The sequence below is a fragment of the Nocardia araoensis NBRC 100135 genome (genome assembly GCF_000308435.1).
Lineage (GTDB): Bacteria > Actinomycetota > Actinomycetes > Mycobacteriales > Mycobacteriaceae > Nocardia > Nocardia araoensis.
Window position 1 is genome coordinate 106,221 of the sequence record NZ_BAFR01000071.1, and the last position, 11,378, is coordinate 117,598.

The 11,378-nt window shown below is 70.9% G+C and carries 10 protein-coding genes; 5 read left to right on the forward strand and 5 right to left on the reverse strand.

All coding sequences use genetic code 11. The features are described from left to right. Positions 1-65: 65 nt before the first annotated feature. Entirely contained in the window at positions 66-2,825 is a 2,760-nt protein-coding gene (ppc, locus tag ON21_RS09970; RefSeq protein ID WP_039797397.1) for a phosphoenolpyruvate carboxylase, read from the forward strand. A 41-nt stretch (positions 2,826-2,866) separates the two neighbouring features. After that, the gene (locus ON21_RS09975; protein ID WP_444543662.1) at positions 2,867-4,159 is read left to right on the forward strand and encodes a type III PLP-dependent enzyme domain-containing protein; all 1,293 of its coding nucleotides are present in this window, start codon (positions 2,867-2,869) and stop codon (positions 4,157-4,159) included. Between the two features lie 83 nt (positions 4,160-4,242). Here the strand turns inward: ON21_RS09975 and ON21_RS09980 are convergent, their stop codons facing one another. Next, positions 4,243-4,800: a TetR/AcrR family transcriptional regulator gene (locus ON21_RS09980; protein ID WP_039797341.1), complete on the reverse strand. Its 558-nt coding sequence runs from the start codon at positions 4,798-4,800 to the stop codon at positions 4,243-4,245. Between the two features lie 111 nt (positions 4,801-4,911). Here ON21_RS09980 and ON21_RS09985 point away from each other — a divergent pair, with 111 nt between their 5' ends. After that, on the forward strand, positions 4,912-6,012 hold the full coding sequence (locus tag ON21_RS09985; protein ID WP_039797343.1) for an FAD-dependent monooxygenase: 1,101 nt from the start codon (positions 4,912-4,914) through the stop codon (positions 6,010-6,012). Here ON21_RS09985 and ON21_RS09990 read toward each other — a convergent pair. Continuing rightward, complete coding sequence (locus ON21_RS09990) at positions 5,975-6,973, reverse strand: helix-turn-helix transcriptional regulator (protein WP_039797345.1); 999 nt, start codon at positions 6,971-6,973, stop codon at positions 5,975-5,977. The two genes, ON21_RS09985 and ON21_RS09990, sit on opposite strands and share 38 nt — an antisense overlap. A gap of 62 nt (positions 6,974-7,035) precedes the next feature. Between ON21_RS09990 and ON21_RS09995 the strand changes: the two genes are divergently transcribed. Continuing rightward, positions 7,036-8,217: an epoxide hydrolase family protein gene (locus tag ON21_RS09995; RefSeq protein ID WP_039797346.1), complete on the forward strand. Its 1,182-nt coding sequence runs from the start codon at positions 7,036-7,038 to the stop codon at positions 8,215-8,217. Between the two features lie 143 nt (positions 8,218-8,360). Here the strand turns inward: ON21_RS09995 and ON21_RS10000 are convergent, their stop codons facing one another. Together ON21_RS10000 and ON21_RS10005 are read right to left on the reverse strand one after the other, a co-directional pair. Continuing rightward, positions 8,361-9,107, reverse strand: coding sequence for an aminoglycoside phosphotransferase family protein (locus ON21_RS10000; protein WP_039797348.1), 747 nt, complete (start codon positions 9,105-9,107; stop codon positions 8,361-8,363). Positions 9,108-9,191: 84 nt separating this feature from the next. Beyond that, positions 9,192-10,169 carry a helix-turn-helix transcriptional regulator gene (locus ON21_RS10005; protein ID WP_039797350.1) on the reverse strand — a complete coding sequence of 326 codons (978 nt, stop codon included), beginning with the start codon at positions 10,167-10,169 and terminating at the stop codon, positions 9,192-9,194. Between the two features lie 63 nt (positions 10,170-10,232). Between ON21_RS10005 and ON21_RS10010 the strand changes: the two genes are divergently transcribed. Next, positions 10,233-10,724 carry a pyridoxamine 5'-phosphate oxidase family protein gene (locus tag ON21_RS10010; RefSeq protein WP_039797352.1) on the forward strand — a complete coding sequence of 164 codons (492 nt, stop codon included), beginning with the start codon at positions 10,233-10,235 and terminating at the stop codon, positions 10,722-10,724. Positions 10,725-10,733: 9 nt separating this feature from the next. Here the strand turns inward: ON21_RS10010 and ON21_RS10015 are convergent. Further along, positions 10,734-11,378, reverse strand: a 645-nt coding sequence (locus tag ON21_RS10015; RefSeq protein WP_039797401.1) for a LysR family transcriptional regulator substrate-binding protein, incomplete at its 5' end; no start/stop codon positions are given.

An 11,378-nucleotide genomic window follows, 5' to 3' on the forward strand; every position in this document is an offset into this window, starting at 1 on the left:
GGTGTGGGCCGCGTCGCATACCCTCGCCTGCCGGAGGGCAATACTGTCTGATCATGGGTGAAACGATGAGCGAGACCCAACAGGACGCCATCCGGCCACTGCGCGACGACATCCGGTTTCTCGGTGGCGTGCTCGGTGACACCATTCGCGACCACGAGGGGCCGGAGGTCTTCGACCTCATCGAGCGGGTGCGCATCGAAGCGTTCCGGGTGCGCCGCGAGGAGGTCGGCCGCAGCGCCGTCGCCGAGATGCTGGACGGCGTGGACATCGCGGTGGCCCTTCCGCTCATCCGCGCGTTCAGCTACTTCGTGCTGCTGGCCAATCTGGCCGAGGACATCCAGCGCGACCGCCGCCGCGTCGCGCACGAGACGGCGGGCGAACCGCCGCAGGACTCGTCGCTGGCGGCCACCTATCGCAAGCTGGACGCGGCGGCGCTGGACGGAAACCGGGTCGCGAATCTGCTGGCCGACGCGCTGGTGTCGCCGGTGATCACCGCGCACCCGACCGAGACGCGCCGCCGCACCGTCTTCGACGCGCAGGCCCGGATCACCGAGTTGATGCGCCTGCGCCAGCGCTATGCCGAGAACGAACGCGAGCGAGCCGATCTGGAGCGGCGGATCCGGCGCCAAGTGCTGAGCCTGTGGCGCACCGCGCTGATCCGCTTGGCCCGCTTGCGCATCCAGGACGAGATCTCGGTGGGTCTGCGCTACTACGACCTGACCCTCTTCGACGTGATCCCGGCGATCAACGCCGAGGTGCGCGCCGCGCTGCGCTCGCGGTGGCCAGAAGTCGAGCTGCTGGCGCGCCCGATGCTGCGTCCCGGCTCGTGGATCGGCGGCGATCGCGACGGAAATCCGTACGTCACCGCCGAGGTGGTGCGGCAGGCCGCCTACCGCGCCGCGGGCGTGGCGTTCGAGCGCTACCTGCGCGAGCTGGTGGAACTGGAGAAGACGCTGTCGTTGTCGGCCCGGCTGGTCACCGTGACGCCCGAGGTCGCCGCGCTCGCCGAGACCGGATACCCCGATCCGGCGGCGCACGCCGACGAGCCGTATCGCCGTGCGCTGCACCATGTCCGGGCCCGGCTGACGGCCACCGCGCTGACGGCGCTCGGGGAGGTTCCGCCGAACGGGCTGGATACCGGCGCGCGGCCCTACCCGACCCCGCAGGCCGCCCTGGACGACCTGGACGCGATCGATGCCTCGCTGCGGCGCAGCGGCGACGGCCTGCTCGCCGACGATCGCCTCGCCGCGTTGCGCCATGCCATGGAGACGTTCGGCTTCCATTTGCAGAGCCTGGACATGCGCCAGAACTCCGAGGTGCACGAGCAGGTCGTCGCCGAACTGCTGGCCTGGGCCGGGGTGCACCCCGACTACGGGAGCCTGCCGGAGTCGCGCCGGGTGGAACTGCTCGCCGCCGAGCTGCGCACCCGCCGCCCGTTGCTCGGCCCGCACGCACGGCTGAGCGAACTGGCGGGCAAGGAGCTCGGCATCGTCCGCGCCGCCAGGGAGGTGGTGGACACGCTGGGCGCGGAGGCGGTGCCGAACTACATCATCAGCATGTGCACGTCGGTCAGCGATCTGCTCGAAGCCGCCCTGCTGCTGAAGGAAGGCGGGCTGCTCGACCCCGGGGAGCCGGACGGGCCGCCGAGCTGCCCGGTGGGCATCGTCCCGCTGTTCGAGACCATCGAGGACCTCGGCGCGGGCGCGGACACGCTGTCCGCGGCGCTGGAAGTGCCGGTCTATCGCGATCTGGTGGCCGCGCAGGGCATGCGCCAAGAAGTGATGCTCGGCTACTCCGACTCCAACAAGGACGGCGGGTACCTGGCCGCCAACTGGGCGCTGTACCGGGCCGAACTGGACTTGGTGGAGGTCGCGCGCAAGACCGGCATCCGGCTGCGGTTGTTCCACGGCCGCGGCGGCACGGTCGGCCGCGGGGGCGGCCGCAGTTACGACGCGATCCTCGCCCAGCCTGCCGGGGCGGTGCGCGGCTCGCTGCGGCTGACCGAGCAGGGCGAGGTGATCGCCGCGAAATACGCCGAACCCGGTGCGGCGCACCGCAATCTGGAGTCGCTGATCGCGGGCACCCTGGAGTCGACGCTGCTGGACGTGGAGGGCCTCGGCGCCGACGCCGAGCCGTCCTACGGCATCATGGACGATCTGGCGGCCCGCGCCCGCGCCGCGTACGCGCGGTTGGTGCACGAGACGCCCGGATTCGTCGAGTACTTCCGGCAGTCCACGCCGGTCGCCGAGGTGGGCGATCTGAACATCGGCAGCAGGCCCGCCTCGCGCAAGCCGACGAATTCGGTCGCGGACCTGCGCGCCATCCCGTGGGTGATGTCGTGGAGCCAGTCGCGGGTGATGCTGCCGGGCTGGTACGGCACCGGCAGCGCGCTGGAGGAGTGGATCGACGGGGACCCGGAGCGCCTGGCCACCTTGGCGGATCTGTACCGCCGCTGGCCGTTCTTCCGCACGGTGCTGTCCAACCTGGCGCAGGTGATGGCCAAGAGCGATCTGGACATCGCCGCGCGCTACGCCGAACTCGTGGACGACGTGGCGTTGCGGGAGCAGATCTTCGGCATGATCCGCGACGAACACGCCCGCACCGTCCGCATGCACGCCGCGATCACCGGCAACGATCATCTGCTCGCCGACAACCCGTCGCTGGCCGAGTCCATCCACAACCGCTTCCCCTACCTGGAGCCGCTCAACCAGATGCAGGTGGAGCTGCTGCGCCGCCTGCGCGCCGGGGACGATTCCGAACTGGTGAAACGCGGCATCCTGCTGACCATGAACGGCCTGGCCACCGCGCTGCGCAACTCGGGCTAGCCGCCGAAGGGCCGTGGCCCGGTAGGAAGGACGTCGTGTCGATCGACGAAGCAGCGGTGGCGGCGCTGGCGGACCGCCGGATCGGTCCCGAGCACAAGGGCATGCCGCCCGCGTTCTGGGGGCGGACCGTGCGGGAATTGCGCGATGCCGCGCCGGGGTTGGACCAGTTGCAGACGCCGGTGCTCACCGTCGACCGCGCGGCCGTCGCCGGGAACATCGCGGTCATGGCCGATTGGGTGCGCGCGGCAGGCGTGCGGCTGGCGCCGCACGGCAAGACCACGATGGCGCCGCAGGTGTGGGCCGATCAGCTGGCCGCCGGTTCCTGGGGCATCACCCTGGCCACCGTCTGGCAGACGCAGGTGGCGCGATCCTTCGGCGTCGCGCGAGTGCTGCTGGCCAACGCGCTGGTCGATCCGGTCGGATTGCGATGGGTCGCGGCGGAATCGGCGCGTGATCCGTCCTTCGAGTTCTACTGCTGGGCCGACAGCGTGGAAACGGTCGCGCTGATGGACGCGCACCTGCGCACGGCTCCCGACTCGGAGCCGATCCGGGTGCTGGTGGAACTCGGCGGCCCGCACGGCAGAACCGGCGCACGCACCGTGGAACAGGCGCATGCGGTGGCGCGCGCGATCGAGGCGGCGTCGCGGCTCACGCTCGCCGGGGTCGGCGGTTACGAGGGCGCGCTCGCGCACGACCGCACCGCGACCGGCATCCGCGCGGTGCGCGACTACCTCGGCGAAATCGCCCGGCTGCACCGGGAACTGGCCGCGGCGGGGCGATATCGCGGTCCGGCGGTGGTCACCGCGGGTGGCAGCGCCTACCCGGAGCTGGCGCTCGAGTACCTCGCCCCGCTGTCCGACGAGCAGGGCAGGGAGGGTGTCGCGACGACGGTCGTGTTGCGCTCGGGCGCGTATGTCATCCACGACGACGGCTTCTACGCGAGCATGTCGCCACTGGCGGCTCCCGGGTGCGCGCGACCGCTGCGCTCGGCGATGCACGGCTGGGCACGCACTCTCTCGCGTCCGGAGCCCGGTCTCGCCTTGCTGGACGCGGGCAGACGCGATCTGCCTTTCGACGAGGGAATGCCGATTCCGCAACGCGTCGCGGGGCCGCTGGGCGGTGCGCTGGAGGCGACGGTCTCCGCGCTCAACGACCAGCACGCCTTCCTCCGCCTCCCCGGCGGGGCCGCCACCGAGTTGTCCATCGGGGCGGTCGTGCGGCTCGGTCTGTCTCATCCGTGCACCGCCTTCGACAAATGGCGGCTGATCCCGGTGATCGATGACGCTGACGCTCCCGCGCCGAGAGTGGTCGATCTGCTGCACACGTTCTTCTGAGGGCGGCGGCGATCCCCGGCGGCGCTGGGGGAACTGCGGCCGGAGTGGAGCGATTCGCGAGGCCACGCGCTTACGTCCCGGCGTCAGTTGTTCGAAGCGATCAAGGCGCGCACCAACCGGTCCAGGGCGGGACGCGGATCGAAATCCGGTGTGGGGTCCACCAACTGGTGCAGGATGATGCCCTCGAGCTGGCCGACCAAGATCTGCGTCGTCGCCCGATCGCCGCCGACCCCCGCCAGCAGGCCTGCGGCCCATTCGGTCAATCTGCGGTGGCCGCCGCGCACCGTCTCGCGCAACGCGGGCGCGGTCTGTGCCTCTTGGAACAGCGCGTAGCGCGCCAGCGTCCGCGTGCGGTCGGTCCGCACCGCGTGGACGACGAAGGCCGCCATGCCGTCGACGAGCGCGTCGATGCTGCCGGGCGCGGGTTGCCGGTTGAGCGCCTCCCAATCCGCGTAGTCGCGAGCTTCGAGTCGCTCGGCGATCCCGGTCAGCAGCGCCGCGCGGGTGCGGAAGTAATTGGACGCCGATCCGGCGGGCATGCCCGCGACCTCGTCGACCGCGCGGTGGGTCAGGGCTCGGATCCCGCGGGAGCCGAGCAGCTCGATCGCCGCGTCCAAGACGAGTTCGCGCTTGCTGGACATCATTCGATACTACAGCGGTAGTGACGCTTGTTACAGCGCGACGCCGTCGCACTACATGCGTAGTAGCTTTGGGTCAGCTGCTCGCCGAGCGGCCAGGAGAAAGGGGAGACGATGTCCGAGGCGGTCATCGTGGGCGGTGGCATCGGTGGTCTGGCGACCGCGGTGGCCTTCCTGCGCCGGGGCTGGCGGGTCGAAGTGCTCGAGCGGGCTGCGCAGATCACCGAGGTCGGCGCGGGACTTTCCCTGTGGCCCAACGCGCTTCGCGCGCTCGACGCGCTCGGCCTCGGCGACGAGGTGCGGGCACGGGCGGTCGAGCAGAGGCAGGCGGGAATTCGTGACCGCGCGGGGCGGTGGCTCACCAGGATGGACGCCGACGCGATCCGGACGCGCTACGGCAGCCCGATCATGCTGCACCGCGCGGACCTGGTGAACGTCCTGCGCTCGGCCATTCCGGCGGAGGCGCTGCGCACCGGTGTCACCGTGGCCGAGGCTCGGGCCGACGGCACCGTGGTGCACTCGGCCGGGACATCCGGCGGGGACGTCGTCGTCGGGGCCGACGGCATCCGCAGTGTGGTGCGCCGCGCGGTCTGCGGCGAGATACGGCCCCGCTACGGCGGATACACCGCCTGGCGTCTGATCGTCACGCCGCGCAGGCCGCTCACCGAGATGGGCGAAAGCTGGGGGCGCGGTGAGCGTTTCGGGTACGCGCCGCTCTCCGACGGCCGGGTCTACTGCTTCGCCACCGCCAACATGCCCGCGGGTACGGCGGACGGCGGGCTCGCCGAGTTGCGCGCCCGGTTTGGTGGATGGCACGAGCCGATCCCCGCCCTGCTCGCCGCGGCGGGGGACGCCGAGGTGCTGCGCCACGATCTCTATGACCTGCCCGCGCTGCGAACGTTCGTGGCGGGACGGATCGCGCTCGTCGGCGACGCGGCGCACGCGATGATGCCCAATCTCGGGCAAGGCGCCTGCCAGGCGCTGGAGGACGCCGTGGTGCTGGCCCGGGTCGTGACCCGCGACGGCGATCCGACCGGCTACGACCGGGAACGCAGGCCGCGCACCAGGATGATCGCGTCGCGCTCGCGCCGGATCGGCGCGGTGGCGCAGCTGTCGTTTCCGCCCGCGGTCGCGCTGCGGAACGCCGTGGTGCGGGCGATCCCCGACTCGGTGCAACTCAGGTCGTTCGCCGCGGTCCTGGATTGGCGCTGCTAGTCCGTCGCGGCGCGAAGTCGCCTACCGCGCGCTCGCAGCGGGCGGCCTGGTCGCGGAGCGCATCGATGAGTTCCGGTGGGCCGGTGAGCACCGTGAAGTCGAGATCGACGGAGGTGATCATCCAGACCAGCTGTTCGGGGGTCTCGCTCCCGACGTGCAGGCGGCAGCTATGCTCGTCGACGGCCTCCACGACGCCCGCGCCGGGCCACACGCGCGCGGCGGCGTCATCGGCCGATCGGTGCAGCAGCACTGTCGCCTGATGCGGCCACGCGTGGGCCGACAGCCGCATCGAAAGGTATGCCACGACATCTCCTTCCGGTGGCTCCCGCGGTGTGAAGCGGGGACCGGTCGGAATCCGCGGGGTGATCCGGTCCACCCGGAAGGTGCGCCAATCGGTGCGGTCGACATCCCAGGCGACCAGATACCAATGCCTGCTGAAGTGCACGAGGGTGTGCGGCTCGACGGTGCGCAGGCCGAGCGCGCCGCTGTGCGCGCGATAGTCGAACCTGAGCCGTTCGTGGCGCTGACACGTCTCGGCGATGGCCATGAGCGTGTCCGGCCTGACCCGTGGCGCCGGTGCGCCGACGCGCAGCGTGGCGCCGCGGAGGGTGCGGACCCGGTGGCGCAGGCGTGGCGGCAGTACCTGCTCGAGTTTGGTCAGCGCGCGCAGCGATGCCTCCTCGAGCCCGGTCACGGTGCCGCCGCGCAGGCCGACCGCCACCGCGACCGCTTCGTCGTCGTCGAGCAGCAGCGGCGGCAGCGTTGCCCCCGCGCCGAGCCGGTACCCGGCGGCGCCCCGGGTGGCGTGGATCGGGTAGCCGAGTTCGCGCAGCCGATCGACGTCGCGGCGCACCGTGCGGCCGGTGACGCCGAGCCGTTCGGCGAGTTCGGCGCCGGTCCGGTCCGGCCGGGTCTGCAAGAGAGTCAGCAGTCGGAGCAGGCGGGCCGATGTTTGCAGCATGACGCCAGCATGCCCGGGACTTAGGAACAATCCCGTCCTAAGCGCTTTCTACCGTGGCCGATATGACCACTGAACCGGACATTCGCCCGTTCCGTATCGCCATCCCGCAGGAGCAGATCGATGATCTGCACAGCCGCCTCGCCGCCACGTCGTGGCCGAGCGACCTGCCCGGCGTCGGCTGGGACAAAGGCATGCGGGCGTCCTACCTGCGACCGCTGGCCGAGTACTGGCGCACCGAATTCGACTGGCGCGCAGTGGAAACGGAGTTGAACGAGTTGCCGCAGTTCGTCACGGAGATCGACGGGCAGCGAGTGCATTTCCTGCACGTCCGCTCACCGGAGCCAGAGGCCGTGCCGCTGGTGCTCGGGCACGGCTGGCCCGCGTCGTTCGCCGAGTTCCTCGAGGTGATCGGACCGTTGAGTGATCCCCGTGCGCACGGCGGCGACCCGGCCGACGCGTTCCACCTGGTTGTTCCCTCGCTCCCGGGTTTCGCGTTCTCCACGGTGGCACCCGACCCGGGTGCCGGTTCGACCGAGCGGTTCGCGGAGGTGGTCGCGGCCCTCATGGCGCGTCTGGGCTACGACCGCTACGGCGTCCAAGGCGGCGACGCGGGGTACTTCATCGCCGCTCACCTCGGCCATATCGATCGCGAGCACTTGATAGGCCTGCACGTGAACGGCCCGATCACGATCCCATCCTGGGACGGCGGTGACGCCGTAGGCGCGGACGAGTTCGGGACTCAGGCGGAATGGTCCGCGCAGGATCAGGCGAAGCTGGCCACGCTGACCGGTCCGGACAGCTACGCCCGCTACGACTACGCGACCGTGCAGGCGAACCGCCCGCAGACGCTGGCGATCGGCATCCAGGACTCACCCGCCGGGCTGCTGGCCTGGATCGCAGACCTGTTCCGGCAGTACACCGACCCGGCGATCGAACTGCCCGACCACGCGGTGGGCCGGGACGCGCTGCTGACCAACGTCAGCCTGTACTGGTTCACCGGGACCTTCGCCTCCTCGCTGCGGCTCTACAGCGAATCCGCGGCCTGGGGCGCTCCGACGCGGAAATCCGACGTCCCTACCGCGGCGGCGATCTTCCCCGGCGACATGTCCATCCGCAAACTCGCCGAGGACGCGCACAACATCGTCCGGTGGACCGAGTTCGACCGCGGCGGGCATTTCGCGGCGATGGAGGCGCCGGACCTGCTGATCTCGGACGTGCGCGAGTTCTTCCGCGACCTTCGCTGACCTGGCCCGTCCGCAGGGCACAGCGGGGACGGACATCACCCGGCGGCTGCGGACAATCGGTGAGCAGTGCGTCCGATGAGGGAACCCGGCGATTCCGCTTGTCCCGCCGGGCTATCCGGTCCAGCGGCACTCTCGAGTCCGGATCATTCGTCTTGTCGCAGTGCCGCTACGAAGGCGGCGCGATGGCTGCGGGTGTAGGTGTGTTCACGCTGGGACCAGGCGATGCGGGCGGCGATCTGCTCGGCGCCTGCGCCACGATCGCCGAGGTTGCTCCGACGTTCTGTCCACCAGCGTGCGTTGCGGATCTGGCGGTCGAGCATCGCGTCGACGACGTCGGCTCGCTCGGCGGTGGTGAGGCCGTAGGCGTCGGCGAGGATTTTCACCTGCGCTGCTTGGGCGGAGGCGGGTGGTGCGTCGGACTTCGAGGAGACGCACCACGTCCAAGCCATGTATCCGAAGTCTTCGAGCGGATCACCGGGGGCGGCGTAGTCGAAGTCGATGAAGGCGACCGGGCGGGCGTTCTGGAAGACGGTGTTGTTCGGGCCGGGGTCGTGGTGGCAGACGACCGGTCGGCCTGCCGTGAGGCCGCTGTCCCGGGTTGCCTCGTGTAGCGAACGCAGCAGGGCCCCGGCCGCGGCGACCTGGGTATCCGTCCAACGCTGGAACTTCTCCGGCACCCACCCGGGCAGGTAGCCGAAAGTGTCGCGGCCGGCGTCGTCGAGTCCGAGGTAACGCGGTGCGCCGGTGAAACGGCGTTGCCGAAGGTGCGTGAGCAACTCGGCGACGAAGGCTGAGGAGGCGGTGGTGGGTCGTCGGACCGTGTCACCGATACGGACGACGCCGGGGGTGATTCGCCCTCCGATCAGAGGGACTTCGGCTTCAGGCGTCATAGGTGGCTCGGCTTCGGCTTGCATCGGGCCTGGATTGCGCAGGGGCGAGCCGGATGCGGGTTTCGTGATGTCGGTGGACAGACACTACAAGGGACTCCCGGAGTAGCGCGCGTGCATGGCGGCGGCGGTCGCCGCGAGCCGCGCGCGCAACTGCGGTGGTTCCAGCACCTCCACGTGCTCGCCGAGGGGTAGCAGTCCGTGGGCGAGCACCTCGTAGGACTCCGACGGGACCACCACCTCGACCCACCCTTCGGCATCGGGCGGCCCCGCCGAGGCCAGTGCCTCCGTGACCGCCGCGGGCTCGTTCGTCAGCCGCAGCAAGGGCAGGTGGGTGGCGGCGATCCGGCAGCGCGCCCGCACGCGCAGCATCGAGCGCGCGAAATCGTCGGCGGCTTCGGTCCAGTGTGTTCGCAGATCGAATTTCGCCGGGCGGGTGAAGGTTTCGCCGGTCGGGTCGGCGGCGAGGATTCGGCCGACCCGGTACGAGCGCGGAGTGGATCCACTACGCGCGACCAGGTACCAGGTGCCCGCCTTGAGCACCAGACCGAGCGGATCGAGCAGGCGCTCGACCACCTTGTCGTTGCGGCGGTAGCGCACCCGCAGCCTGCGGTCGCGCCAGAGCGCGTCGGCGATCGTCGCGAGCATCGGCGTCTCCTCGGGCCGGTGGAACCAGCCCGGCGCGTCGACGAGTACCCGCTCGGCGATGCGCGTCGCGCGCCCGCGCAGTTCCGGCGGCAACGCGGCGAGCACCTTCAACTGCGCGGTGGCAAGCACGGTGCCGAGCCCGAGATCGGCGGCGGCGCCGGGCAGGCCGGTCAACAGCACCGCGTCGGCTTCTTCGGTGGTCAGGCCGGTGAGCCGGGTGCGGTAGCCGTCCATCAGCCGCACGCCACCGGCCCGGCCGGGTTCGCTGTAGACCGGGACGCCTGCCGCCGAGAGGGCCTCGACGTCGCGGTAGACGGTGCGCACCGACACCTCCAGTTCCCTGGCCAGTTCGGGCGCGGTGAGCCTGCCCCGCGTCTGCAGAAGCAGAAGCAGTTGCACCAATCGACTCGCGCGCACGCAGGCGAGACTAGCCGGAAACCTGGACAGAAGATGGCAGGTATTCGCCGTACCGTCGTCGCCATGACCACTTGGAGCCGGTTCACCGAAGAAGCACCGCACGTCGCCGAGATCTTCCTGCGCAGGCACCGTGCGGCGGGCAATCTCTGCATGCTCGGCACCATCCGTTCCGACGGATCGCCGCGGATCAGTCCGATCGAGCCGCGCGTATTCGAGGATTTCCTGGTACTCGCGGGAATGCCGGGCACGACCAAGTTCCGCGATCTGGCCCGCGATCCGCGCTTCTGCCTGCACACCGCCACGGTGGACACGAACGTGTCCGACGGCGACGCCAAACTCTTCGGCGCCGTCGTCGACCTGCCCGACCGTGCCGTGCACGCCCGCTTCGCGCAGCACCTGTTCGACGAGACCGGCTTCGACATCCGCGGCCAGGAGTTCGACCACTTCTACGTCGCCGATCTCACCGGCGCCTCGACGGTCGAGGTCACGGGCGACCACCTCGACATCACCATCTGGAAGCCGGGCGAAGGCGAGCGCGTGGTGCGCAAGCACTGACCCACCGCCTCACTCCCGCGTCGTCAACTGGGCGGCGATCGGGCTCGGGACCGGGACACCGCGGCGGCGCAGGTCTTCCAGGAACCGGCGAACGAGCGGATCGCTCGGCGTCGCGGTGAGGCCGACCACCTCGCGCAGCAGGGGCGGCCGCAGGCTGCGGACGGCGCCGGCGAACGTGGCCGGCAGCGCGCTGGTCGGCACCAGTGCGATGCCGAGACCGGCGGCGGCCAGCTGGGCGGCGGTGGTGGCCTGACGGGTCCTGGTGGCCGCGGTCAGCGCCACACCCTGCCCTGCGGCGATGTCGTCGAGCCAGGAGCCCAGGCCGTTGTCGGAGTGGTAGTGCACCACCGGTCGCGCGGCGACGTCCGCCAAGGTGATCGTCGCCGTGTCCTTTTCGGCGTCGGATGGCGATACCGCGACGATCTCCTCGGTTCCGATCACCACGAGGTGGCCCTCCCAGCGGGACGGCCGCGGCCCGAGGGCCAGATCGGCCGTCCCCGCGGACACCATCTCGGCCATGGCGTCGGCGCTGGACAACTCGGCCAGGACGACGTGTACGCCGGGACGGCGGCGATGCCAGGCGCGCAGCACCGGCGCGAGCAGGCTCGCGAACATGCTGTCCGCGCAGGCGATGCGCAGCTGTCCTCGCGCGCC